The following is a 23,829-nucleotide window of genomic DNA, read 5'->3' on the forward strand; positions in this document are numbered from 1 at the left end:
CCCCTTGACGCCTCATCTTATAACTTATAAGTTAATGCCATGATGTGTCCTGAGTCACTGAAAGTGGTAGATGCGGCGACGCTGTTCGCCGGGCCCCTGGCGGCGACGATGCTGGCGGACTTCGGCGCCGACGTCGTCAAGATCGAACACCCGCGGCGCGGAGATCCCAGTCGCGGTCACGGAGCGAGAAAGGACGGAGTCGGGCTGGTTTGGAAACAGCTCGGCCGCAACAAACGCCCGATCGGCGTCGACCTGTCGGCGGAGCAGGGTCAGGCCATCGCGCGGGCACTGCTCGCCGACGCCGATGTGCTGATCGAGAATTTCCGTCCGGGCACCCTGGAGCGCTGGAATCTCGGGCCGGACGTGCTGCGCGAGCTGAACCCGCGGCTGGTGATCGCCCGCGTCACCGCTTTCGGGCAGTTCGGGCCGCGCTCGCACGAGCCCGGCTTCGGCACCCTCGCCGAGGCGATGAGCGGATTCGCCGCCATGACCGGCGAGCCGGACGGGCCGCCGACCCTGCCCCCGCTGGCGCTCGCGGATGGAATCGCCGGGCTGGCAACGGCTTTCGCGATCATGGTGGCGCTGGGTGAGCGTGAGCGCACCGGCCGCGGCCAGGTGGTGGACCTGGCCATTATCGAACCGATCCTGATGATGCTCGGCGCGCAGATCACCACCTACGACGCCCTCGGCGTGGTGCCGCGCCGCACCGGAAACCGGTCGGACAACAATGCGCCGCGCAATATCTACCGCACCCGGGACGGCCGCTGGCTGGCGGTATCGACCAGCGCCCAGTCCATCGCCGAGCGCGTGATGACCCTCGTCGGTCGCCCGGATCTGGTGGCACAGCCGTGGTTCGCGAGCGGCTACGGCCGCGTCCAGCACGTCGAAGAGGTCGACGGTGCGGTGGCGAGCTGGATCGCCGACCGCGATGCCGCAGAGGTCGTCCAAGCGTTCACCGAGGCGCAGGCGGCGATCTCCCCGGTGTACGACATCGCCGACATCTTCGGCGATCCTCAGTACAAGGCGCTGGAAACCATTGTGCGACTGCCGGATCCAGAACTGGGGACGGTGGCCATGCAGAATGTGCTGTTCCGGCTGTCGGAGACCCCGGGCGCAATCCGCTGGGCCGGGCGGGCACCGGGCCAGGACACCGACGACGTGCTCGGAGCCCTCGGCTTCGCTGCCGAGCAGATCGAGGCCTGGCGGGAAGCCGGAGTCGTCGCATGAGATACCCGGGTACCTGGCTCTATGTCCCTGGCGATCGGCCCGACCGGATGAGCAAGGCCATGGTCTCCGGCGCGGAGGTCGTGGTGCTCGACCTACAGGACGCCGTCGCAATGTCGCGCAAACAGCAGGCTCGTGCCACGGTGGCCGAGTTCCTGGCGACAGCAGATCCGGCACCGCGGGCGCCGCGGATCCAGGTGCGGGTCAACAATGTTCACACCGAGACCGGGCGGCGTGATCTCGACGCCGTCGCCGGGCTGCCCGCGCTCGCCGGCATTCGCCTCCCGAGGGTGGAAGCACCGGCCGATATCGAATCGGCCCTCCGTGTCATCGGCACGGGTGGGGCGGGAGCCGGTTTCCACTGCCTGATCGAGACGGCGGCCGGTGTCGAGAACGCCTATCGCATCGCCGCCATCCCGGGCGTCGCCGCGATTTCGCTGGGGGAGGGCGATTTGCGGGCCGAACTGCGCGTTCTCGACGAGCAGGCGTTGGAATGGGCGCGCAGCCGCGTTGTGGTGGCGGCGGCCGCGGCTCAGCTGCCACCGCCGGCGATGGCCGTGTTCGGAAACATCAAAGACGCTGCGGGGCTGCGGGAGTCGTGTGAGCGGGGACGCCGACTGGGTATGTGCGGCCGCGCCGCGATCCACCCCGCCCAGTTGCCGATTATCGCGGAGGCGTTCGCGCCGACGGCTGCCGAGGTCGAGCAGGCCCGGCGCATTGTCACCGAGGCGGATGCCCATGCGGGCGGATTCGCCTTGGAGGACGGCACATTCGTCGATCACCCGGTCGTGTCCGCGGCCCGGCTGACGCTCGAATGGGCCGAAAGGTATCAACCCTCCTGTGCACGAGGACGTGACCATGAGTGATCACCCCATGTCGGATCGGTCTCCGGCCTTGATCGAATTCTCCGACGTTGCAATGACATTCCGCGATGCCACACGCTCCTTCCGCGCGATCGACGGGCTGTCGCTGTCGATTCCGCGTGGCCAGTTCTGCTGTGTCGTCGGCCCCAGCGGATGCGGCAAGTCCACGCTGCTCAATATGGTGGCTGGTCTGTTGGAGCCGACCCGCGGTGAGGTTCGCTACGACGGAAGAACCGTGACAGGAGCCAATACTCGCGTCGGCTATGTCACCCAGAAGGACAATTTGCTGCCGTGGCGAACGGTGCGCGCGAATGTGCGGTTGCCCCTGGAAGTGCGTGGCGTAGGCAAGGCCGAGACCGACCGCCGCACCGACGAGGTGCTCGACCTGGTCGGGCTGGCCGGGTTCGGTGACGCGTATCCGCGCCAGCTGTCCGGCGGTATGCGCAAACGCGTCACCCTCGCCCGCACGTTGGTGTACGAGCCGGAAGTCATTCTCGCCGACGAACCCTTCGGAGCCCTCGACAGCCAGTTGCGCACGGTGCTGCAGGGCGAACTGCTCGATCTGCGTTCGCGCACCGATGCCACCGTGCTGTTCATCACCCATGACCTGGGTGAGGCGATCGCGCTGGGCGACCGGGTGCTGGTGATGAGCGCCCGACCCAGTCGTGTCCTGCTGGACGAACCCGTTGAGCTGCCCCAGCCTCGCGACGTGTTCTCCGCGCGCTTCGCGCCGGAATACGCGCGCCTGCACGAAACCCTCTGGGCGGCATTGAGCCCCGAGGTCGAGTCGGGAGTGTCGGCATGAGCACCGCCGCAGCTGTCCCCACTTCCGCGATGGGCGGGCGGGCTCCCGCGATCGATGCGGACTTCGACGCTCGTTATCGCCGGAAACAACGCACGTACCGGCTGGTGGTCTTCGTGATCCGGATCCTGATCGTCCTCGCGCTGCTGGGCGCATGGCAGGGACTGTCGGGACCGGTCATCGATTCGTTCTGGGTGTCCTCGCCACGGGCGATCGGGGAGCGGCTGCTCGAGTGGACCCGCGATGGCACCCTGGCCTCGAATGCGCGAGCGACCCTGCTGGCCATGGGCATCGGCCTGGCGCTCGGATCGACCGCCGGAATCGCCGCCGGATTCCTGTTGGGCCGCATCCGATTCCTCGGCGATGTGCTCAATCCGTTCATTATCGCCCTCAACAGCCTGCCCAAACTCGCGCTGGCGCCGCTGTTCATCCTGTGGTTCGGCATCGGCCTGCAGGCCAAGGTCGTGATGACCGCGCTGGTGTGCTTCTTTCTCGTCTTCTACAACACCTTCGCCGGTGCTCGGCACGCCGATTCCGAACTGCTCGGAGTCGTCACGGTGCTCGGCGCGAACGGCCGGCAGCGGCTTACGAAAGTGATTCTGCCGCACACGATGTCGTGGATCCTGACCGGAATGCGGCTGGCCGTGCCGTATTCGCTGCTCGGTGCGGTGGTCTCCGAGATCACTGCGTCCAACGAGGGATTGGGCCACCTGCTCAAGACCTCCGCCAACACCTTCGACACCGCGGGCACGTTCGCCGCCATCGCTGTGCTCGTGGTGGTCGCACTACTGCTCAATATCGCGGTGACCCGCGCCGAGAGCCTGAGCTCCCGGTGGAAATGAGAGAGATCGCCATGTCAACCAGAACCCGGCTCGCGGCAGTCGTCGCCGCACTCGCCCTCATCGGGTCCGCCGTCGTCGGCTGCGCCGGGGGCGGGACGAGGGTCACCGACTGTTCGGGGCAGACGGTGAGGATCGGCCAGTCCACGGTCGGCAATCTGCAATACGCGGCACTGTATGTCGCGCAGGACAAGGGTTACTTCGGCGAGGGCGGGCTGAAGGTCGAAACACTGGAGATGGGTGGGGGTTCGGAAGCGATCCAGGCCCTGGCGGGCGGAAGCGTGGACGTCGCGCTGACGACCTTCGCCGCGATCCTCAGCGCGGCCGAACGCGGCGCGCCGTTGGTGGCCTTCGCCGCCACCGCTGATCGCAACACCGCCGACGTCGGCGTGAAGAACCGCTTCGCGCCGCCCGACGCCGCGGATCTCGACACCGCCGTGCGCGCGCTGCGCGGGCACCGGGTGGCTGTCACCTCGGCCGGCTCGGGAGCCGACCAAACGCTGCGGTATCTGCTCCGGCATGCGGGGATGAATCCCGACTCCGGTGTGAACATTGTCGCCGCGGGCGGTGCTGCCGAAACCGTCGCCGCCTTCGCCAACGGCTCGGTCGATGCCTACATCATCGGGCCGCCGGCCTCGCTGGTGGCCGCCGAGCGCGGGGACGGGCGCGTCATGCTGCGCCTGGCCTCGGGCATCGCCCCCGACCTGGACAATCTGCTCTACGGCGTCGCGGCCACCAGCAACGCCACCATGAACCGGAAGGAAGCGGTGATGCGCTGCTTCGCTGTCGCACTGAACAAGGCCGACGCCTTCATCCACGGCCAGCCGGATCAGGCCGCCGCCCTGCTGCGATCCCGCTTTCCCGAAATGACCGGCCCACAGTTCGCGCAGAGCTGGGACCCGATCGTCAAGGCCACGCCGGCCACCGCGGCCATCAACCCCGGCGAAGCCGCCAAGGCGGCCCAATTCGTGAGCACCGTTCTGAACAAACCCCGCATCGACGCGACCAAGGCCTACGACGACCGATTCTCCGAGGACCTGAAATGACCAACCACACAGCCGATTCCGCCGCAGCACTGCGGACCGTCACGGGTGCGCTCGCCGGTCTGCGCACCATCGAACTGGGACAGCCGCTCGAGAACGGCATGCCCTGCTCACCTAGTCACCCGGGCTTCCGGATGGCCCTGCTGCGCAGGCACGGCGACCGGGTGAACGCCCAAGGCGGGTCGGGCGCGAACGAACTCATCGTCACCGGCGGCCACGTCGGCACCCACCTGGACGCGCTGTGTCACGCCGCCATCGACGGCCGCATGTACGGCGACGTGGACGCTCACGCGGCAAGCGTCGGTGGTTCGTTCACCGTGCACGGCGTGGACACGGTAGCGCCGTTCCTGTGCCGCGGTGTGCTCGCCGACATCCCGAAACTGCTCGCCGTGCCGCGGCTCGAACCCGGATTCGGTATCACCGCCGAGCATTTGCGCGCGGCGTTCGGTGACACCGTTCCGGGCGTCGGCGACGTCGCGCTCATCCGCACCGGCTGGCCGCAGCTCTATCACGACCCCGCCGCGTACATCGGTCACGAGACCGGCGTCCCCGGAATCACGGCCGAGGCCGCGGAATATCTTGCCGACACCGGGATCCGGGCCGTCTGCAGCGACACCATCGCCACCGATCAGATCCTGCCCGGCATCGGTCACGCGGCGCTGCCCGCACATGGCGTACTGCTGGTAGAGCGCGGCGTGCACATCATGGAGGTGCTGACATTCGAGGGACTCGCAGCCACCGGTGTACAAGAAGTGCTGTATTTGGCTGTGCCGCTGAGGATTACCGGTGCCACCGGGTCGCCGATCCGGCCGCTCGCGCTGATCCCGGGGGAGGTCGGCGATGCTTCGTGAACTGTCCCGGGCGGTGGCTGATTGGGCGCACACGGCCTACTCGAAGTCCGCAGTGCCCGAGGCGGCCCTCGCGACGGCGGGTGAGCACTTGATCGACACGGTTGCCGTCGCGATCGCCGGAATCGGCGAGGCCCCCGTCGATTCCATCCGGCGCGCCACCCGTACTCGCGGTGACACCGGCCGGTTCGCCTTGGTGCTGGGCACGGCCGCACACGCGCTGGACTACGACAACGCCCAGACACCGTCGCTGGTGCACCCCGGCTGTGTGATCGTGCCGACTGCCATCGCCATCGCGCACGAAGGACTGGGCCGCGGCGCTAACGATCTGCTGAGGGCGATCGCGATAGGGGAGGAGATCAGTCTATGGCTCGGCGAAATCGCTGTCACCGATGGCAATTCCATCCTCTTCGAGCGAGGTTTCCATCCTACGGCGGTCTGCACGCCAATCGGTGCAGCCGTGACCGCGGGCCTACTGCGCGGCCTTGCCCCGGAGCAGCTCGCCCACGCTATCGGGACCGCCGCCTCGCTGTCCGGCGGGATCCTCGAAGGCAACCGCACCGGCGGCCAGACCAAACCGATGCACGCGGGATTCGCCTCCGCCGCAGGCGTTCTGGCGGCCGAGCTGGCCGCCGCGGGCGCCACTGCGCCGCCGACCGCGCTGGAAGGACGATTCGGATTCCTGCAGGCATTCCTCGGCGTCGATCCGGCCGAGGTCCGGTGGCCGTCGGAGACCGCCGGCGGGTGGCGGATCGAGTCGGTAACGACGAAACCGTATCCTACCAACGGGTTCACCCATTCCTCGATCGACGCCGCACTACTACTACGAGCTCAGGGATTCCGCCTCGAACCCGGGGCCGCGCTGCGAATCGGGGTGGCGGAACCGGTGCTGCGGACCGTCGCCTTCCCCGAGGCCATGAAATACGCGCCGCCCACGGCGTACGCCGCCCGCTTCTCCGGTCCGGTGGTCGTCGCAATGGCCTTGCTCGGCGGATCCGGACTCGGCGTCGGACTCGCGGACTTCGATGGTGAGAACGCCATAGACGAAAGCATTCTCGCTGCCGCCCGCCGAGTGCGGTTCGAAGCCGACCCCGAGGCCACCGCCGCATTCCCCGATCGCGTCGTTGCCTATGCAGTCGGCATCGACAGCGATGGCGGCCAATACCGCGTCGAAATCGACACCGGGCGCGGTAGCCCTGGCAACCCGCTGTCACAGCGCGAACTGCGCACAAAGTTCGACGATTGCGTCGTGCCGCGATTGGGCATGGCCACCGCCGCCTTGTGGGAGACCCTGCGGGCGAGCATCAACGGCGACGACACGGCCAGCGCTTCCGTGATCTCCACCCTCGCCGAACATTTCGGCTGAGCGCCACCACCTAATTCGACCGGCCGCCCCGCCGCACCCGTCCGGGTGGTGGCGTGACGAGGCGTGCCCGGAACTCGACCGATCCGGTTCGAGAAGAAGAAAAGGAAACATCCGATGAGGAAGACTGCAGCGGCATCAATGCTGCTCGTCGCGACCGTAGGACTCGGTGCGGGGCAGGCGACCGCCACCCCACCGCCCAACCCGGCCACCGTCGACTACACCGCTACCACCACCGAACACTCCATCGTCATCAACATCGACGCGGGATCGATGGTCGTCGAGAACGGCGAATTCACGATACGAGCGGGTGACGGTACAGTGCTGGCCGGAACCGAATTGTCCTTCCGCATAGACGATTTCGTCTTTCCCATCGACGCTCGGACAGCGAATCACACCGCCACGCTCACCCCGCTGTTCGATCCGCAACACGCCACCTACAGCCCCGTGGCCCTACCGTTCGAGGACCAGGCGCCCTGGAAGAACTCCTACGACCGCGAACAGGCCGCCTGGAGCCGGATGGCCACCACCATCACCATGGGTGCGACCGTCGGCACGCTGGCCGGGGGCCTCGGCGGTGCGGCGGTGGGTTGCTTCGTCGGCGGCATCGCCGGCGCGACAGTCGCCTCGGCCGCCCTTGTCGGGCTGTTCGGCGGATTCCTCCCGGCCGCAGCGATCGGCTGCTCGGGCGGAATCGTGGCCCTCGGCGCGCTCGGCACGATCGCGGGCCAGCTGCTGGTCACCGCCCCGGTGGTGATCATGGCAGCCGTCCAGTACTTCACCACGATCAGCCAGCCGCTGGCGCCCACCACCAAGTGAGAATTGGCCCCGGGCCGGGCCGCGACCTTGGGCGGCATGCCGTAGACGCGTTGGGTGCGTTCACCTTCGAAGGTGTTGAGACCGGTGTTCGAGCAGCGGGGTGACCGCGGCCCGGATCCGATCGAGATCCGGTGGGGGAATCAGATTTTCGAGGATGACGTGGCCGTTGCGGTCGAGCACGGCCAGATCTGGACGGGGACAACGACGTCCACGACGGCGTGGCAGCGCGGGTGTCTACAACTCCACGGTGGCTACGGCTACATCAACAGACATCCGGCTGCCTGCCTGCCTCTACACCGCCAAGTCTCGCGCCCCGTCGGGGCGGTTCAGTCGTTAGCAGGAGGTCAATGATTCTGTTGTTCGGCGTCTGTTGCGATCCAGGCTGCGATCTGCGCGCGGGAGGTGAATCCGAGTTTGGTCAGGATGTGTTCCACGTGCCCCTGTGCGGTGCGTTGGGAGATCACCAGTTTGGCGGCGATCTGCTTGTTTGTGAAGCCTTCGGCGATGAGGTCTGCAACCTGCCGCTCACGCTTGGTCAACTCCGCAAAAGCACCCGACGTGAGTTCCGTGTCGGTGGGCTGCTCGCCGAGGGCGTAGGCCACGGCTGCATCCATTCCCATCGCTCGGCCGTGCTGGAAGGCCGATTCGAATCCGCGTGCTCCGAGGGCCGATTGCATCAGCCGGACACATTCGTCGTGATGCTGCCGCATTGTCGGGACGATGCTCGAAATGACCCCCGACGACCGGTCCAATTCGTGCGCGGCTCCGATGAGCACGGCCGCACGTTCGGCGTCGCCGCCGGCGCAGGCCGTCCAGGCCAGGGACTCGAGACTCACCGCGGCCATAACCGGGCTGCGCATTCGCCGGTTGACGCGCAGTGCACTCGCGAGCAGCTCAGTTGCCCGAGACCGCTCACCTTGCTGCCAGACGGCAACACCCGTGCCCCACAACGCCATCGACTGGTACAACAATTCGCCGCACGCTTGGGTGATGGAAAGCACTCGTCGGTGATACTCAATCGCCCGTTGTGCGTCCCCCGTGAGTTCGTGCGCCCAACCGAGCAGGGTCAGAGCAGCAAGATAGACGTATCCTCGCGGATTCGGGCTGAGCACTTCGACAGCGCGTTCGAGAGACGAAGTTGCGCGGGCAAGCTCACCGCGGTAGAGCGCTACGGCGCCGTCGGCTTGGGCGATCAGCGCTTGGGTCATCGGAGTGGGGTCCTGTTCGGCAAGCACGAGTCCCTGTTCCAACAGGGTCGTCGCCGTTGGCAAATCGCCCTGCATTACCGCCAGGCAGCAGCCTGCATAGAGCGCCTTGACACGGTCGGGTACAGCTTGCCGGGCAGGGTGGTTCAGGACTCGCTCGATCCAGTGCCGAGCTTCGCCGTATAGACCTGGGAAAATCGAGAACACGGATAGTGCGGCGGCGGTCTGTAGCCCGGCTTCCGCCGCTTCCTCGGAATTCTCCGCCAGGCAGTGTTCGAGCGCGTCGCGTAGATTCGGTAGCTCGCGGTCGAGTCTGGCGAACCAGTACGGCTGCCGGTCGCTGATCCACCCCGCCTCCGCGTCCAGCGCCAGCCGCTGATACCAGTCGCGGTGCTTTCTACGCAGCAGCTGATCCTCACCGGACTCGCGTAACTTTTGCCGACCGAAATCCTGGACCGTCTCGAGCATTCGGAATCGCACCACGCCGTGAGATTCGTCTCGGGTCACGATCGACTTGTCCACGAGTGCGGAGAGCACATCGAGAGGGCTGTCCGGTGCCAGGTCGGTGCCGCAGATTTGTTCAGCGGCATCGAGTTCGAAGCCTCCGGTGAATACTGATAGTCGCGCCCACAGCCGTTGTTCGGCCGGGGTGCACAGTTGGTAGCTCCAGTCGATGGACCATCGCAGGGTCTGTTGGCGTGTGGGTGCGGTGCGACTGCCGCGTGTCAGTAGGGCGTAGCGGTCGTCCAGGCGTTGCAGGATCTGTTCGGGGGACATTGTCCGCATCCGGGCTGCGGCGAGCTCGATCGCCAGTGGCAGTCCATCCAGCCGGGTGCAGATGCGGGCGATGGTGTCCTTGTTGTCGTCGGTGAGTTCGAAACTTGGCACGACTGCGGTCGCGCGGTCGGCGAACAAGGTGACCGCGTCGTAGCGGGGCAGTCCGCGCAGCGGCGTTTCCTGGTTCGGGTTCGGCACGGTCAGCGGCGGCACCCGCAGTACCGACTCTCCGGCGATATCGAGCGGTTCGCGGCTTGTGGTCAGGATTCGCAGATGTGGACAGGCCTGTAGCCAGGTTTCGACCGACTCGGCCACGGCCGCGACCAATTGTTCGCAGTTGTCCAGGACCAGCAGCGACTTGCGTGTGGACAGGAAGTCGACCACAACCTGCGGCAGCGGTCGTGCTGAATCGTCGCGCAGTCCGAGGGTGGCTGCAATCACGCCGACGAGCAGTGAGGGGTCGGAGATGTCGGCCAGTTCGACCAGCCATATCCCATCGGCGAACTCCCGATGCGCGGTCGACGCGGCTCGCAGCGCCAGCCGGGTTTTGCCGATCCCGCCGATCCCGGTCAACGTCACCAGCCTGGCCGTGGACAGCAGATTCTTTACCTCCGCCAGCTCGGCGCGGCGGTCGACGAAACTGGTCAACTCCAGTGGCAGCAGGCCCGCGAGGCCCGCGGTGCGACGACCCACCTCTGCCGTCTGCGGACGCCACCCCGGGGTGGCGGGTTTACGGTCCGGGTGCTCGCGGTCGGGTTCGTGTAGTGCCATCTCATCGACGGCGAATCCATGGTTGCGCTGTGCTTGCCGGAGTGCTTCCCCCAGCGCGGTCGACGAGGGCCGCTGGCGCGGGTCACGGTTCATCGCCGCCGATACGATCGTGGAAATGTCGGCAGCGATGCCGTGCTCACGCAGGTCCGGCACCGGCTGGGTGGTGATCCGCAGGAACTGAGTGACCACGTTCTCCCCGCTGCGACGTTCGAACGCCGCATGCCCGGTCAACGCGCAGAATAACGTGGCCCCCAGCCCGTACACGTCCGCAGCCGGTGTGGGGGCCTCGCCTTCCAGCACCTCCGGGGCGGTGAACGCCGGGGATCCGGTCAGGGTGCCCGAGGTGGTCTGGAATCCGCCGGTGATCCGCGCGATTCCGAAGTCCGTCAGCGCGGGCTCGCCGTAATCGGTGAGGAGGACGTTGCCTGGTTTCACGTCTCGATGCAGGATGTCCAGGCGGTGCACGGTCTCCAGCGCCCCGGCGATCTTCACCCCGATCCACAACACGGTCTCCACCGGCAGCGGACCCTGCCCGCGGATCCGTGCGTCCAGGGAGCCGACCGGGTGATACGGCATCACCAGGTAGGGCCGTCCGCTCGCGGTGGTGCCCGTCTGCAATATCGTGACGATATTCGGATGACCCGTCAGCCGACCCATAGCCCGCTGCTCCCGGAAGAAACGTACCCGGCTGGTGGTGTCCAGCTCGGCGGTCAACACTTTCACCGCCACCGTCCGGTCCAGCTCCGTCTGGGTACAGCGATAGACCACACCGAAACCGCCCCGCCCGATCTCCTCGGCATCCTCGAACCCGGCCGCGGCCAATTCCTCTGCGACCGGCACTGATACTTCACGGGCTGTGCGGAACGGATCTCGCTCGTTCATCGGCTGCCCATATCCGCCGGGGTACCCGGCACCTACCAAAATGCGTTAACTCTTTGTTAACGGACAGCGTATCCCCACCGAAGACCGGCGACCAGAAGTGCAGGACAAGCGGTAAAGCGGTAGAACCGATCCCGGTGCTGGGTAGTTACAGGACGGGGTTGTCGCCGCCGGGGCTTCATCCCGGCAGTACGGTGCGCAGCAGTTCGCAAGGGGTTGGTTGCGTTCGAGGGTGACGATAGCGGTGATCTCGGTCTGGACGGTCCGCAGGTACGCCTCCATGTCGGGGCAGGTGGTGGTCAAGCGGCTGCCGTCGATGTCGAGGCAGGGCAACAGCATTGCGATGGTGGCGGTGCCGAACCCGGCCGATGAGCAGGGTGCGGATCTTGTGGACTTGGTCGACGTCGGACGGGGCGTAGGTGCAGTAGCCGCCGGGAGTGCGGTGGGCGACAGGCTTCGGAAACCTCGACACGCGCGCGGCGATATCACCGCCTATATCGAGTTGCACTGTAACCAGATCCGGCTCCACTCCGCGATTGACTACCACAATGACGTTTCGCTCTATGCAGGAATCTGGACGAGTCCGCCGATCGGCTCACGCGTGAGCCCTGAGCTGTGCTCCATCGCGATCTCGGCAGCATTCTCCACCTGTTCGGTTGTGCCGCCCAGGATCTCGGCGAGGGCCGGGTCGCGATCCGGGTCCTCAGCACAGAGGCGTTCGTACCAGTCCTTCGCTCGGCGACGAACGTGAAGACTTCCTGTCAAGTAGCCGGCGCGCGCGATGCCTCGTTCCCGGCAGGCGACCATGATGTCGCGAATGTGCAGAAGCTGTTCCCGCACTTGGTGTTTGCGTCGGCCGGCGCACTCGTGTGCGAGCATCACGTCGCTGATCGTGATCCCGAAGTGCGAGGTCAGATCGAGCAACTCGCGGCCTGATCCGAAAGAGAACTCGTTGGCCGGGGGCTCCGACTGAGCCTGCGTGTCGTCGCAGGTGACGACGAAGCCGCCGCCGATCGAGTAGTAGGTCCCCGTGTGGAGTACACGGTCGCGTCGGCCGACCGCGGTCAACGCCAGGGCATCAGGGTGAAAGTCGCGGAATGTTCTGGGAAGCAGGGCCATCTCGTCCTCGGCGAGGCGGGCATCATGCCGTGCCCCGCGCCGGTGGCCGCCAGCGACCCTACAGGTTCACGCGGACACCGGCGACGTGCGGGAGCAGATCGGTCTCGTCGCGCGGCTTTCTTTTTCTCGGCGACGAACGGCTACTGGCCGCGGCTGAACGGGTCGATGGGCGTGCGGACGCCGACCGCGGCCTCCAGCGCCTCGGCCGCGGCCAGCGCCCGGTCCTCGCGGAAGGCCGCGGCCATGAGCTGGACCCCGACCGGCATGCCGTCGGCGAATCCGCCGGTGGTCGCGACGGCGGGCAGCCCGAGGGCATTGGCGGGCATGACCGGCCGCAGCAGTTCCAGGGTGGCCGAGGAATGGTCCGCATCGACGACGTCCCAGCCGTGTTCGAAGGCGGGCCGGGCCCAGATCGGCGACAGGATCAGTGGGTGGTCGAGGAAGAACTCCGACCACAGGCGTTGCAGGCGCTGCCGCTGGATCAACACCCCGATATAGCCGTCCCGGTCCAGGGCCGGGATCTCGTCGAAGGCGGCCAGCACGAAATCCTTTCCCTGCTGGCCCAGGATCTGCGCGAGCCCGGGCCACATGATCCGTACATCGGTCATGAGGAAGCGGCGCCACAGGTCGAGCACCGCCTCGTACTCCGGCGGGGTGACCTCCTCGACCTCGTAGCCCGCGGCGGCCAGGTGCGCGCCCGCCTGCCGGACCGCGTCGGCGATTCCGGAATCGGTACTGCCGCCGGGTGGTTCGGCGATGAGGGCCACCCGCACGCGCTGCGCGGCATCGGGGTGGTGCAGCGGTGCGGGGACGCTGATCGGGTCGCGGGGATGCGCGCCGGACAGAATCCCGTAGCCGAGGCGGACGTCGGCGACGGTCCGGGCCATCGGCCCCGCCACCCCCATGAGCTGGATCGACGGCGGCAGATCCTGTGGCTCGAGATCGGTGGCCTGCGGGATGCGGCCGGTGGTGGGCTTCAGCGACGAGATGCCGCAGCAGTGCGCGGGATTGCGCAGTGAGCCGCCGAGATCATTGCCGACCCCCAGCGGAGACATGCCCGAGGCCAGTGCCGCCGCCTCGCCGCCGGAGGATCCACCCGCGGTGCGCCCGCGCCGCCACGGATTCTCGGTGATGCCGCGCAGCGAGCTCTCGGTCGCGATCCGCAATCCCGAGTCGGGCATGTTCGTGCGCCCGAGGACGATTGCCCCGGCCGCGCGCAGTCGCTCGACCACGGGGGCGTCCTGGGCCGCGATCGCGCCTGCGAGCGCGGCCATGCCCTGGGTGGTGGCGGTGCCTGCGACGTCGATGTTCTCCTTGATGGTGACCGGAACCCCGTGCAGCGGACCGAGTTCCGCGCCCTCGGCGACCGCCCGATCGGCCCGGCGGGCGCCGTCGCGGGCCTCCTCGGTGAGGACGACGGTCACGGCGTTGAGTTCCGGGTTGACCTCCTCGATGCGCGCCAGGTGCGCCTCGACCACCTCGCTCGCGGATACCGCGCGCTCCCGGATCAGCGCCGCGAGCTCGCCCGCCCCCTTGCGCCACAATTGCTCACCCATGCCGGAATCTCCTCTGCACTCTGGTCCGAACACCGAATCGCTGCTCGTTGCGAGTCATCCTGACCGTCGTGGCGCGGCCCGACCATCGGTCGATTCACCGATTTCTCGGGCCGCCCATGTTTGCCCTCGGATCGCTCGCGGGACTGCTAGCCTCGGGTCAGCTCAGCGGATTCACGGAAAGCGCACGCCCACGAAAGTTCACGACCACCTCGCCCCCGGAGGGGCGGAAGCGGCTGCCGCACAGGCGGATTCGCCGCCGCCGGACCTCGATCCCGAGATCGGCGAACAGGCCGAGCAATTGCTGGACACCCTGCGCGGATTCACCGCCGCCCAGGCGGTGGCGGTCATCGTGTTCGATCCGCTGGACGCGGCCGGCCGCCATCACGTGCTGGCCAGCCACGGCTACTCCGCCGCGCTCCTGCGGCACGCCACCACGGGTTTCGGCGCCGATACCGTGACCTATCAGCTGGTCACCACGGTGCCGCACGCCGTGCGGTGGCGCGATTTCCGCGATGACTGGCACATCGACGTGACCGATACCGTCACCGGCAGGCTGCTGATCCCGGCGGGCTTCCGGGAGGGCGCGTCGGCCGCGCTGCAGGTGCGCGGCGGTCGCTACGTCGGGTCGGTCCATGTCAGCTGGACCCGGGCCGACGCCGCCACCGACCGGCGGCGCGAGGCCATCGACCGGCTGCTGCCGGTTTTCGCCAATGCTTGCGACCTCATGAAGGAACCGAATCTGCTGGCCCGCCGGCTTGATCCATCGACCCATGCGCGGGTGCGCACAGCCGCGGGCGGCGTCGATCTCGATCAGCGCGAGCCAGGCCCGCACCTGTGCGACGGTGCCGTGCTGTGGAACCTGCTGGCACGGGCCCCGAAGGCCGGGCGATTCCTGTGGCTCGACGCCGAAAGAGCCTGCCACCGTGTCGAACTCATTCCGGGTCCGCGTGGCGAGGTGCTGGTCACCGAGCGTCGCATCGCCCGCCCGCACGGGCTGACCATCCGTGAACTGCACACCCTGCACCTGGTCACCCTCGGCGACACCAATGCGGGGATCGCGGCCCGGCTGGTGGTCAGCCCCAAGACCGTCGCGACCCATATCGAACATCTCCTCGCCAAGCTGCACTGCGGTTCCCGTGCCGAGCTCGCCGCCCTCGCTGTCCGTGAGGGACTGCAGTTGCTCGCACCGCCCGGCCGTTGACCGACTGCCGGGCGCGTGTCAGACCTTCAGTCCGTTGCGGGTGACGTAGACGATGTGGAAGATGATCAGCCCGGCGAGGGCGACGAGCCATTGCAGCGTGGTGGCCAGCGGCTGCGCCCGGGTGCGCCTGAATCTCAGTTGAGCCGTGCCCGCCCCGGGTCCCAGCTGGTTTGACCGTACAGTAAACGATCGAGATGCAACCGAACGTACGAGATGTGATAGCTGCAGCTCGTCGAGATGCAAAGCAGAGGCGAACATGGGCGAGGGCCAGTTCCATGACACTGACATCTCGACCCGCACTCTTGTGGAGAGCCTGATTCGAGAGGACGCGACAATCGATGCTGATGAACTCTACGATGTCGCCAATGCGCTCAGTATGAGCGATCAACAGGTCCGGCACTGCATCAAACGGCTCGTTGCGGAGGGCAGGTTCATCCAGGAGGGTCGCGGCCGCAAAGCCGTACTGCGCGCGACAGATCTGACCCGCAACAGTCTCGAACCCGATCTCGACTTTGTGCGCTACATGTATGCCCAGGATCGTGGCGAGGCTTCATGGGACGGGCGCTGGCATCTGGCCGCGTTCGGTGTTCCTGAATCCGCGCGGCATGCGCGCGATTCCATGCGCGATTCCATCCTGCGGCTCGGCGGCGCGCCGATTCAGGGTGGCCTATACGTTTCGGCGAACCCTTGGGAGGAACGAATCCGTTCCGCCGCAACAAAACTGGGTGTCACTGACCACATCACCACCCTCACCAGCACCGACCTGGCCATCGGTCGCCATGTCGCCCCACGTGACATTGCCGAGCAGCTGTGGCCGCTCGACCGCATCGCAGACGGTCATCGGCGGCTGCTCGTGGCCGCCGAACAATACCTGCAGGAACTGCGAGGCTCCTCGCGTGTTCGACATCTGACGATCGCCGTTGCCCTGGCCGCGGAATTCACGAACGCTATGGAGCCTGATCCGCTGCTGCCGCCTCAGCTGCTTCCCCAGCCGTGGGTCGGCACAGCTGCGCGCGCGGCGGTGGCCGCCTGCTGGGCGCAAGTGCTCAAATCAGATCCCGCGCAACCTGTTCGATTGTTCCGCTGGTACTCGAGTGTGATCAGCGGGGCCGCCGACCCCGCTCACACGTCGTAGTTTCGGTTCCCGCCGTTGGTGCCACACACCTCGGCGCGCCACATTCGCTGCAGCGACGCCGCGGTCAGCACTGTGGTCAGCAAGGTGAGGGTGAACCAGAACCATAGCCACGACGGGGGCAGCGGTACCAGGACACAGATCGCGGCCGCGTACATGATGGTCGCTATCCGGAGCCGTCGCTCGTCCAGGATGAACTGGCGTAGCTGCTGTTCATCGGAGAGCACGGCCCGGTGGTAGCGCAACCCCACACCGGCGGCGACGACCCGATGCCACAAGCGCAGGTTCGCGCCGAGCGCTGCCAGCAGGAATGACAAGCCGACCAGTTGTGCCCACATCGCCGACTCTCCGGCCGACGGGTAGGACTGCGGCAGTGTCGCCACCCCCACAAGCAACCCGACCGCCGACTCGACGAGGACGAGACGCCGCGCGGGGCGCAGTTGATGTAGTCCGCGCAGGTATGAGCGCACAGGGCCCTTGTTCTCCATCGACAACCTCGTGATTCAGATCGAAGCAAGCTCGGCAGTGCCGGTGATGTGATGGAGTACCCGGCGAGCAGCAGCGGGTGCCAAGGTGATTCCAGCATGCATACAGGCGACGAGCACCTGAGGTGCGGTGCGCAGGGCGCCCAGGTAAGGTCGCCCGGCCGTCGGCATCGGCCTGTAGCCGACGCGAAAGTCCAGCAGGTGCAGGGGATTTCGCAGGCTGAAATCGCGGCGGATGGCGTCGAGTGCGCGGTGCACGCGAATTACGGGGCGATGCGGGCCTTCGGATGTCACGTAGTCCGCCGCACCCAGATACGTTCCTCGATGCCAGGGCCTGATCTCGTAGTCCGGGCCTGACAGGACTCGCCGTGACAGTGGCGCGGTGGCCCGGAAGGTGTATCGGATCGCCGGTGAGGACTCGACCTCGAGCACGGTGCCCACCTGTGCTGCCAGACGTGGGGCACCAAGCTCGTTCGCCAACACCACGTATCGCGCGTTGAAGACGCCGGCATCGGAGAAGACCTGTGCCCCACCGTCGATCCCGACCGCAATCTCGGAGACGGACGCCTCCACTACCCGGACCCCATGGTCTCGGACAGCGGCCAGAAGGGTTCGTCGCATTCGCCCTGGCGCAACGGCACCTTCCTGCGGCGCGTACGCCGCAATTTCCGGTCGGCGACGCAAGGAGGGTTCCAAACGTCTGAAGTCTTCGGCATCGACGGCTTCGGTCGGCAAACCCAGCCCCTGTTGCCTTCTCAAATACGATTCGGTGTGTTCCGGTGCCTGAAACCAGGTCAGCGACCCGACCCATGAGATCGATAGAGCACCTCCGAGATCCGCGTCCAGAGCGCGGAAGTCAGCGATCGCGTCGCGGTGCAGTTCCGAGCCGATACTGGTGTGAGTAGTACAGATCCACCCGAACGCACTGGCGGTCACTCCCGCACCGCGCACATCAAGATCGATACAGGTTACGCGGATGCCGTTGTGCGCCAGGACATAAGCGATGGTGGCCCCCGTTGCGCCCGATCCGATGACAATGACATCGGTCGCCGTATGTTCAAGATCTCGCATGCGGGGGAAATCACTTCCCTGCTGCCGAACTTCGCCAGCTCTGCAGTGGCAGCCGCTGCCGTTGATGCCTGGTTGCCGAGTCGATGTCGATCGCATGCCCGGTCTGTTGGTCGTCCCCGGCATCGACGCTGCCACCGCGTTGCCCTCGGTGCTTCCCAGCATCATGCCCCGGCGATCGTCGAATAGTTCAGAGGTGACGACCGCAGCAAACCCTGGCGACGACTGACGAACTCACCCCGAACGGTGTGCCATGCGGCGGCGACCCCAGCTGCGGACCCGCACATATCTCACGCTCCAATCGATCATATTTTCAGCTATCGTTGTTGATACGATCGTATAATATTCGAACGAAAGACGGTGATGAAGTTTCTACCCCTCAGTACAGCCCTCCTGCTCCTGACAGCGGCGATGACAACCGGAACGGTCCTGGCACCAGCGGTCGCGGCCGCGGAGCGCCGCCCGCGCATCGCGATGCCGAGCAGCACCGAGCATGGTCACTTCAGCGACTCATCACGCCCGGGGTTGTCGCATGGGGCCGGGGGTCAACGGCGTGGAGGCACGTTCCAACGCCCTCTCTCACGAGTCCCACGCCCAGACGGCGCGGGCGAGGCGCTTCTGCCGACCACGAGCAAAGTCGTGCACGGCGCCGTGCGCGTGAACACAGCAACCCACGATCTCGGAAGTTAGGAGCATCCGATGAAGGTTCTTGCATTGGGCGGGTCGGGTGCTATGGGCACCGTGGCCGTGCAAACAGCGGTGAATATCCCCGGCGTGACGGAAATCGTTGTCGCAGACAGAGATCTGGGCGCAGCCGAACGATTGGCACGTCGCTTGGCAGAGGCACCCGTGGCTGTACGGGCGATCCAGGTGGACGTCACCGACGAAGCGCAGTTGCGTGCAGCGCTCGCGCCGGCCGACATAGTGCTCAACACAGTCGGGCCCTACTACCGCTTCGGACTGGCGGTATTACAAGCGGCGATCGACACGCAGACGCACTACCTCGATATCTGCGACGACTGGGAACCCACGCTGCAGATGCTCGAACTCGACACGGCGGCTCGTGCCCGCGAGGTTTGCGCGATCATCGGCATGGGTGCCAGCCCTGGCATCAGCAATTTGCTGGCGGCAATCGCTGCCGCGGAACTCGACTCGGTACGCGATGCCTACACCGCGTGGCCGGTCGACGTCGACGACGCGGGCGACACGACCCGAGACGACGCGCAACTGCTCGGGCCCGACGGTCGCCCCTCTGCCGCGGCGGTGCACTGGATGCAGCAGAGCAGCGGCACGATCAAAGGTGTGACCGCCGGTCAGCTCAGCGAGCAACGCCCCCTTCGCCCAGTGTCGTTGAAACTTCCCGGTGGACGGCATGGAACCGCGTACTCCATCGGCCACCCGGAGCCGATCACGCTGCAGCGCACCCTGAAACCCAGCGGCGATGCGATCAACCTGATGGTGATGAGTACGTGGACCATGGCCTACCTCGATACCCTCCGACGCGATATCGACAGGGGCAAACTCACCAATGAAGCCGCAGTGGCCGCCCTCGCCGATCCGAATCTGCTGCGCATCATCCGGTCGGCGCCGACCGCGCTTCGCGCCAAGGGACCCGATACTCTCCCGCCGTTCTTCGCAGCGGTGTCGGGCATCAAGCAGGGGCGCCCCCACATGGTATTGGCGCACCTGAACCTGGCGGGCTCACCAGAGGACCCGGCCCGCGCCTTGCTCGGTGACATGGCGCGGGTAACCGGAATCCCGCTGGCAATCGGCATGTCGCAGGTCATCGATGGCTCGGCCCGCCGACCGGGCGTGCACGCGCCCGAGGCCGTCATCGACCCCGAACGGTTCTTCGAGGTTCTCGATGTCGTGTTGGGGCGCAAGGCAGGCACCCCCGTCTATCTGGTCGAGCAAGAACCGATCGAATAGTCGATACCGAGACCCCCGGTGGCCTGGGCGATTCCGGGCCACCGGGTGGTCGTCAGAGCCTGATGATGTCGAGGGTGCCGTCGTGGAAGTCGGCCCGCAGCCGCTTCTTGTCGAACTTGCCGACGCTGGTCTTGGGCACCTCCTGGATCACCGCCCAGTTCTCCGGCACCTGCCACTTGGCGACCTTGTCGGCCAGGAAGTCCCGCAGGTCACCGAGTGTGGCATCGCTGCCCTCACGCAACACCACCGCCACGAGCGGCCGTTCGTCCCACTTCTCGTCGGGGATACCGATCACCGCGGCCTCGACGACGGACGGGTGCCCCATGACCGCGTTCTCGAGGTCGACCGAGGAGATCCACTCGCCACCGGACTTGATGATGTCCTTCGTCCGGTCCGACAGTGTCAGGTAGCCGTCGGCGGTGATGGATCCGACGTCACCGGTGCGCAGCCAGCCATCCCGGAACTTGTCCGGCGCTTCCACCCCGTAATAGGAGGCGGTGATCCACGGCCCCCGCACCTCGAGTTCCCCGACACTGGACCCGTCGTGCGGCACCCGGTTGCCGTCGTCGTCGATCAACCGCGCTTGCACCGACGCCGGGAACCGGCCCTGCGTGTACCGGTACCACCACCGCTCCTCCTCGTCGGCGTCGGCCGGCGGTCGCGCTACTGACCCCAGCGGCGACGTCTCGGTCATGCCCCACGCGTGCAACACCGACACCTGATGGTCGTTCTCGAACGCGCGCATCAGCGACGGCGGCACCGCCGCCCCACCGATGAGGACCTCCCGTATCGACGAGATGTCTTGCGGATGCTGCTCGAGGTGCAGGTGCAGGCCCTGCCAGATCGTCGGCACCGCCGCCGCGAAGGTCGCGTGCTCGGCCGCGATCAGCTTCGCCAGCGGCGCGGGCTGCAGGAACCGATCCGGCATGATCAGCGACGCACCGATCATGAACGCCGCGTACGGCAAACCCCACGACATCGCATGGAACTGCGGCACGACCGCGAGCGCCCGGTCGCCCTGCGCCAGATTGGGGCCGTCGCTCATGCACACCTGCATGGAATGTAGGTAGATCGAACGATGCGAGTAGACAACACCTTTCGGAGCCCCGGTAGTGCCCGACGTGTAACACATCGCCGCGGCCGATCGCTCGTCGAGTTCGGGCCAGTCGTACTCGGCCGGCTCACCGGTGATCAGGCCCTCGTAGGAGTGCACCTCGATTCCCTCGGGCGTTTCGAGCCCGGCCGTGGAATCGCCGGTGACGATCACGTGCTCGACGGTCTTCATCTGCGCCAGTTTCGGGCCCAGCAGCGGAATCAGTGTCGCGTCGACGATGATCACCCGATCCTCCGCGTGGTTGGCCACGTGGATCAGCTGCTCAGGGAACAACCGGATGTTCAACGTGTGCAGTACCGCACCCATCGACGGCACCGCCAGATACGCCTCGAGGTGCTCGGCGTTGTTCCACATGAACGTGGCCACCCGATCGTCACCGGTGACACCGAGACCCCGCAGCGCGTGTGCCAACTGCGCACACCGCCGACCGACCTCCGCATAGGTACGACGACGCGGGCCCGACTCGGTCCAGGTGACCACCTCGGCGTCCGCGTGGACAGTACTTCCATGCCGCAGCAACTGCGCAATCGACAGTGGCACTTCATTCATCGTGCTCTGCATTGATACTCCTGATCGCGTTGGGGGTCGGGACGGACTGTGGCTTGGCGTCGATTCGTGCCCACGGCGCTGCCTCTTCGAGTTCGAAGGCCAGTTCGAGGAGGGTGCGTTCGTCGCCGATGTTCGCTGACAGGTGCGATGCCAGTGGCAGGCCCGATCGGGTGTGGTGGAGGGGAAGCGTGATCGCCGGTGTGCCGGAGATGTTGTTGAGGGGCGCGAAGCAGTCGAAAGCGCTCAGTCGCTCGAGCCATGAATCGAACGGCTGATCCGGGGACAGGTGGCCGAGAACCGGCGTCGAGTGCGCGGCAACCGGCGAGAGCAGTACGTCGAAGTGGTCGAATGTCGATCGGAAATGCTTCTGCACCTGCCGAAGTCGATGAAGAACGATCGGTGTGCGGGCGATGGCACGCCGGTAATGATCGCAGAGGCCGTTGGTTGTCGCCTCGAGCTCGGCCTTGTCGAGGCTGGATCCGACGATGTGTGTGGCGGCGCTCCGGATGCCGGTCATGAGAAGCCCCAGATAGAGCAGGTAGTCCTTCATGAAGTCTGCTCGAACGGGGGACGTTGTCTCGGTGACGTGGTGCCCGAGAGATTCCAGGAGATCGGCGGTGGCCCGGACAGATTCCTGCGTTTCCGAGTCGACCGGACTCGACGTCGGAGAGGCAGCCAGTACTCCGACTCTCAACCGTGTGCGATTGGAACCCGCCACATCGCACACGGGGCGCAGTCGAGGGTTCCGATAGCAGCGCTCAGCCTCGAACATCAGGCGTGCCGTGTCGCGAACCGACCGTGTGAGGACACCCTGAACGGCGATTTTGAGCGGCATGGCCTTCTCCGAGATGTCTTCCACCAGCCGTCCGCGAGAGGGTTTGAGTCCCACGAGACCACAGGCAGCAGCGGGGATTCGGATGGACCCGCCTGCATCGGTGGCGTGGGCGATGGGAACCACACCGGAGGCAACCAGCGCTGCGGCGCCGCCGGACGATCCACCCGCGGAATAGTCGGTGTTCCAGGGGTTTCGAACCGGGGCGTCGCGCGAATACTCGCATGTGACGTTGAATGCGAACTCGGGTAGCCGGGTCTTTCCGATGGGGATCATTCCGGCGCGCAACATTTGGTCGACGAATTGTCCGTTCGCCGAGTCCGGGACGGCCCGGAATGAGGTGCTGCCGAACTGCGTCGGGAGGCCTGCCAGGGCGGTGTTGTCCTTGATCGCAGTCGGTACGCCGCTGAAGGCGCCGGTTCGAACATGGTCACTGACGGAAATTGCTCGATCGAAGTCTTCGACGGCGAGGCCGCGCAGAGTCGGGTCTGCGTCGTATGCCCGTGCGATGGAGGCCTCGACAACCTCGCGCGCCGAGACCTCGCCTGAGGCGATGCGGGCTGCGATGCCGCACGCGTCGAGATCGCCGAGCGCATCGTCCCTGAAGGTGTGGACTCGATTGTTCTCCATGTTCCTCAAGCCTCTCGGTGGTCGTCAGGGACAAATGCCATGGGGGAGTACTCCATTGGTTGGAGGACCTGAGCTACGTCAGTAGGACGCGGCAGCGGTCGCTTCGGGCTTGTGGGTGCGCAGAGCGTGCTCCGGGACTTGGCGTAGGGCAAAGATTCTTGCTGTTTCTGGGACAAGTTCGATCCCTGGGGCGCGGCAACCCCAGGGATCGGCCCGGATTCCATCGTCGCGCAGGGCGACCGCGAGCTACATAGCCGGAAGGTCGTATGGCATGACTTCGATCCCGTACTGTCCGGCGATGACCGGACACTCGGTGCCGCCCTGCGGGGCCTCCTGCGCCGGATCTGTGAGGATGGTGCCGTCCGCCAGGAACATGCCCTCGAGACCGGAGGGTGCCACGAGGATGAGCATCTTTGCGTTGCAGTCGGTTTCGTTGCGGAAGCCACGAATCACGCCGATCGAGGCGTTGATGAACGTTCCCGGCCCTGCGGGAATTCGTCCGGTCTCGGTATAGAAGGCGACCTCGCCGTCCAGGACGTAGAACGCCTCCTCCTCACGGCTGTGCACGTGGAACGGCGAGCCCTCCCCGGGACGCAGAGTGGCTTCGAAAAGTGAGTATTTGCCGTTGGTTTCGGCACCGGTAGTCAAGAACCGGTACACGATTCCGCCCGATGCGACGCGTAGACCCTCGCCCGGGGCGCACACAGTGGGAATCTGCACGTCCGTGGCTGTCGTCTCGTGGTTGTTCATCAGAGATGCTCCTTTGTGAAGGGGTGGGGTG

Annotated in this window: 21 protein-coding genes; 11 read left to right on the forward strand and 10 right to left on the reverse strand. The window is 66.4% G+C overall.

Annotated features, from left to right (window positions below):
* Positions 1–39 precede the first annotated feature (39 nt).
* The 8 genes from ACWEKS_RS27935 (at position 40) to ACWEKS_RS27970 (ending at position 7,801) form a co-directional block, all read left to right on the forward strand.
* On the forward strand, positions 40–1,227 hold the full coding sequence (locus ACWEKS_RS27935; RefSeq protein WP_452342817.1) for a CaiB/BaiF CoA transferase family protein: 1,188 nt from the start codon (positions 40–42) through the stop codon (positions 1,225–1,227).
* Entirely contained in the window at positions 1,224–2,090 is an 867-nt protein-coding gene (locus ACWEKS_RS27940; protein WP_452342818.1) for an HpcH/HpaI aldolase/citrate lyase family protein, read from the forward strand. The genes ACWEKS_RS27935 and ACWEKS_RS27940 overlap by 4 nt, the downstream gene beginning before the upstream one ends.
* Positions 2,083–2,892: an ABC transporter ATP-binding protein gene (locus ACWEKS_RS27945; RefSeq protein ID WP_452342819.1), complete on the forward strand. Its 810-nt coding sequence runs from the start codon at positions 2,083–2,085 to the stop codon at positions 2,890–2,892. The genes ACWEKS_RS27940 and ACWEKS_RS27945 overlap by 8 nt, the downstream gene beginning before the upstream one ends.
* Positions 2,889–3,731: an ABC transporter permease gene (locus tag ACWEKS_RS27950; RefSeq protein WP_452342820.1), complete on the forward strand. Its 843-nt coding sequence runs from the start codon at positions 2,889–2,891 to the stop codon at positions 3,729–3,731. The genes ACWEKS_RS27945 and ACWEKS_RS27950 overlap by 4 nt, the downstream gene beginning before the upstream one ends.
* Before the next feature lie 11 nt (positions 3,732–3,742).
* The gene (locus ACWEKS_RS27955) at positions 3,743–4,774 is read left to right on the forward strand and encodes an ABC transporter substrate-binding protein (RefSeq protein ID WP_452342821.1); all 1,032 of its coding nucleotides are present in this window, start codon (positions 3,743–3,745) and stop codon (positions 4,772–4,774) included.
* Positions 4,771–5,622, forward strand: coding sequence for a cyclase family protein (locus tag ACWEKS_RS27960; protein WP_452342822.1), 852 nt, complete (start codon positions 4,771–4,773; stop codon positions 5,620–5,622). Before ACWEKS_RS27955 ends, ACWEKS_RS27960 begins: the two co-directional genes overlap by 4 nt.
* Complete coding sequence (locus ACWEKS_RS27965) at positions 5,612–6,985, forward strand: MmgE/PrpD family protein (RefSeq protein WP_452342823.1); 1,374 nt, start codon at positions 5,612–5,614, stop codon at positions 6,983–6,985. The genes ACWEKS_RS27960 and ACWEKS_RS27965 overlap by 11 nt, the downstream gene beginning before the upstream one ends.
* Positions 6,986–7,099: 114 nt before the next feature.
* Positions 7,100–7,801 carry a hypothetical protein gene (locus ACWEKS_RS27970; protein WP_452342824.1) on the forward strand — a complete coding sequence of 234 codons (702 nt, stop codon included), beginning with the start codon at positions 7,100–7,102 and terminating at the stop codon, positions 7,799–7,801.
* Positions 7,802–8,145: 344 nt separating this feature from the next.
* Here ACWEKS_RS27970 and ACWEKS_RS27975 read toward each other — a convergent pair whose 3' ends face one another.
* The 4 genes from ACWEKS_RS27975 to ACWEKS_RS27990 all read right to left on the reverse strand — a co-directional run bounded on the left by ACWEKS_RS27975 (position 8,146) and on the right by ACWEKS_RS27990 (position 14,406).
* The gene (locus ACWEKS_RS27975) at positions 8,146–11,436 is read right to left on the reverse strand and encodes a protein kinase domain-containing protein (RefSeq protein ID WP_452342825.1); all 3,291 of its coding nucleotides are present in this window, start codon (positions 11,434–11,436) and stop codon (positions 8,146–8,148) included.
* Between the two features lie 558 nt (positions 11,437–11,994).
* Positions 11,995–12,552: an L-serine ammonia-lyase, iron-sulfur-dependent, subunit alpha gene (locus ACWEKS_RS27980; RefSeq protein ID WP_452342826.1), complete on the reverse strand. Its 558-nt coding sequence runs from the start codon at positions 12,550–12,552 to the stop codon at positions 11,995–11,997.
* A 140-nt stretch (positions 12,553–12,692) separates the two neighbouring features.
* Entirely contained in the window at positions 12,693–14,108 is a 1,416-nt protein-coding gene (locus ACWEKS_RS27985; protein ID WP_452342827.1) for an amidase, read from the reverse strand.
* Positions 14,109–14,265: 157 nt separating this feature from the next.
* The gene (locus ACWEKS_RS27990; protein ID WP_452342828.1) at positions 14,266–14,406 is read right to left on the reverse strand and encodes a hypothetical protein; all 141 of its coding nucleotides are present in this window, start codon (positions 14,404–14,406) and stop codon (positions 14,266–14,268) included.
* Between ACWEKS_RS27990 and ACWEKS_RS27995 the strand changes: the two genes are divergently transcribed.
* A complete protein-coding gene (locus ACWEKS_RS27995; RefSeq protein ID WP_452342829.1) occupies positions 14,407–15,309 on the forward strand; it encodes a response regulator transcription factor in 903 nt (300 codons plus the stop codon).
* Between the two features lie 18 nt (positions 15,310–15,327).
* Here ACWEKS_RS27995 and ACWEKS_RS28000 read toward each other — a convergent pair whose 3' ends face one another.
* The gene (locus ACWEKS_RS28000) at positions 15,328–15,567 is read right to left on the reverse strand and encodes a hypothetical protein (RefSeq protein WP_452342830.1); all 240 of its coding nucleotides are present in this window, start codon (positions 15,565–15,567) and stop codon (positions 15,328–15,330) included.
* On the opposite strand from ACWEKS_RS28000, the gene ACWEKS_RS28005 reads away from it, so the two are divergent.
* Entirely contained in the window at positions 15,566–16,444 is an 879-nt protein-coding gene (locus ACWEKS_RS28005; RefSeq protein ID WP_452342831.1) for a PaaX family transcriptional regulator C-terminal domain-containing protein, read from the forward strand. The two genes, ACWEKS_RS28000 and ACWEKS_RS28005, sit on opposite strands and share 2 nt — an antisense overlap.
* Here the strand turns inward: ACWEKS_RS28005 and ACWEKS_RS28010 are convergent.
* Both ACWEKS_RS28010 and ACWEKS_RS28015 read right to left on the reverse strand, forming a co-directional pair.
* Positions 16,432–16,929 (reverse strand): hypothetical protein, encoded by a 498-nt coding sequence (locus ACWEKS_RS28010; RefSeq protein WP_452342832.1) that lies wholly within the window; start codon positions 16,927–16,929, stop codon positions 16,432–16,434. The two genes, ACWEKS_RS28005 and ACWEKS_RS28010, sit on opposite strands and share 13 nt — an antisense overlap.
* A gap of 15 nt (positions 16,930–16,944) precedes the next feature.
* Entirely contained in the window at positions 16,945–17,997 is a 1,053-nt protein-coding gene (locus tag ACWEKS_RS28015) for an NAD(P)/FAD-dependent oxidoreductase (protein ID WP_452342833.1), read from the reverse strand.
* Positions 17,998–18,693: 696 nt separating this feature from the next.
* On the opposite strand from ACWEKS_RS28015, the gene ACWEKS_RS28020 reads away from it, so the two are divergent.
* Complete coding sequence (locus ACWEKS_RS28020; protein WP_452342834.1) at positions 18,694–19,923, forward strand: saccharopine dehydrogenase family protein; 1,230 nt, start codon at positions 18,694–18,696, stop codon at positions 19,921–19,923.
* 52 nt (positions 19,924–19,975) lie between these two features.
* Here ACWEKS_RS28020 and ACWEKS_RS28025 read toward each other — a convergent pair whose 3' ends face one another.
* The 3 genes from ACWEKS_RS28025 to ACWEKS_RS28035 form a co-directional block, all read right to left on the reverse strand.
* Positions 19,976–21,598, reverse strand: coding sequence for a long-chain fatty acid--CoA ligase (locus ACWEKS_RS28025; protein WP_452342835.1), 1,623 nt, complete (start codon positions 21,596–21,598; stop codon positions 19,976–19,978).
* Positions 21,579–23,048, reverse strand: a complete 1,470-nt coding sequence (locus ACWEKS_RS28030) for an amidase (RefSeq protein ID WP_452342836.1) — start codon at positions 23,046–23,048, stop codon at positions 21,579–21,581. The genes ACWEKS_RS28025 and ACWEKS_RS28030 overlap by 20 nt, the downstream gene beginning before the upstream one ends.
* A 246-nt stretch (positions 23,049–23,294) precedes the next feature.
* Positions 23,295–23,798, reverse strand: a complete 504-nt coding sequence (locus ACWEKS_RS28035) for a cupin domain-containing protein (protein WP_452342837.1) — start codon at positions 23,796–23,798, stop codon at positions 23,295–23,297.
* Between the last annotated feature and the right edge of the window lie 31 nt (positions 23,799–23,829).

This window comes from Nocardia sp. NPDC004711, assembly GCF_053601595.1.

What these genes read in the sequence shown, in the direction of transcription:
- ACWEKS_RS27935 (WP_452342817.1), top strand. Translation starts at nt 40, where the DNA reads ATGATGTGTCCTGAGTCACTGAAAGTGGTAGATGCGGCGACGCTGTTC.
- ACWEKS_RS27940 (WP_452342818.1), top strand. Translation starts at nt 1,224, where the DNA reads ATGAGATACCCGGGTACCTGGCTCTATGTCCCTGGCGATCGGCCCGAC.
- ACWEKS_RS27945 (WP_452342819.1), top strand. Translation starts at nt 2,083, where the DNA reads ATGAGTGATCACCCCATGTCGGATCGGTCTCCGGCCTTGATCGAATTC.
- ACWEKS_RS27950 (WP_452342820.1), top strand. Translation starts at nt 2,889, where the DNA reads ATGAGCACCGCCGCAGCTGTCCCCACTTCCGCGATGGGCGGGCGGGCT.
- ACWEKS_RS27955 (WP_452342821.1), top strand. Translation starts at nt 3,743, where the DNA reads ATGTCAACCAGAACCCGGCTCGCGGCAGTCGTCGCCGCACTCGCCCTC.
- ACWEKS_RS27960 (WP_452342822.1), top strand. Translation starts at nt 4,771, where the DNA reads ATGACCAACCACACAGCCGATTCCGCCGCAGCACTGCGGACCGTCACG.
- ACWEKS_RS27965 (WP_452342823.1), top strand. Translation starts at nt 5,612, where the DNA reads ATGCTTCGTGAACTGTCCCGGGCGGTGGCTGATTGGGCGCACACGGCC.
- ACWEKS_RS27970 (WP_452342824.1), top strand. Translation starts at nt 7,100, where the DNA reads ATGAGGAAGACTGCAGCGGCATCAATGCTGCTCGTCGCGACCGTAGGA.
- ACWEKS_RS27975 (WP_452342825.1), bottom strand. Translation starts at nt 11,436, where the DNA reads ATGAACGAGCGAGATCCGTTCCGCACAGCCCGTGAAGTATCAGTGCCG.
- ACWEKS_RS27980 (WP_452342826.1), bottom strand. Translation starts at nt 12,552, where the DNA reads ATGGCCCTGCTTCCCAGAACATTCCGCGACTTTCACCCTGATGCCCTG.
- ACWEKS_RS27985 (WP_452342827.1), bottom strand. Translation starts at nt 14,108, where the DNA reads ATGGGTGAGCAATTGTGGCGCAAGGGGGCGGGCGAGCTCGCGGCGCTG.
- ACWEKS_RS28005 (WP_452342831.1), top strand. Translation starts at nt 15,566, where the DNA reads ATGGGCGAGGGCCAGTTCCATGACACTGACATCTCGACCCGCACTCTT.
- ACWEKS_RS28000 (WP_452342830.1), bottom strand. Translation starts at nt 15,567, where the DNA reads ATGTTCGCCTCTGCTTTGCATCTCGACGAGCTGCAGCTATCACATCTC.
- ACWEKS_RS28010 (WP_452342832.1), bottom strand. Translation starts at nt 16,929, where the DNA reads ATGGAGAACAAGGGCCCTGTGCGCTCATACCTGCGCGGACTACATCAA.
- ACWEKS_RS28015 (WP_452342833.1), bottom strand. Translation starts at nt 17,997, where the DNA reads ATGCGAGATCTTGAACATACGGCGACCGATGTCATTGTCATCGGATCG.
- ACWEKS_RS28020 (WP_452342834.1), top strand. Translation starts at nt 18,694, where the DNA reads ATGAAGGTTCTTGCATTGGGCGGGTCGGGTGCTATGGGCACCGTGGCC.
- ACWEKS_RS28025 (WP_452342835.1), bottom strand. Translation starts at nt 21,598, where the DNA reads ATGCAGAGCACGATGAATGAAGTGCCACTGTCGATTGCGCAGTTGCTG.
- ACWEKS_RS28030 (WP_452342836.1), bottom strand. Translation starts at nt 23,048, where the DNA reads ATGGAGAACAATCGAGTCCACACCTTCAGGGACGATGCGCTCGGCGAT.
- ACWEKS_RS28035 (WP_452342837.1), bottom strand. Translation starts at nt 23,798, where the DNA reads ATGAACAACCACGAGACGACAGCCACGGACGTGCAGATTCCCACTGTG.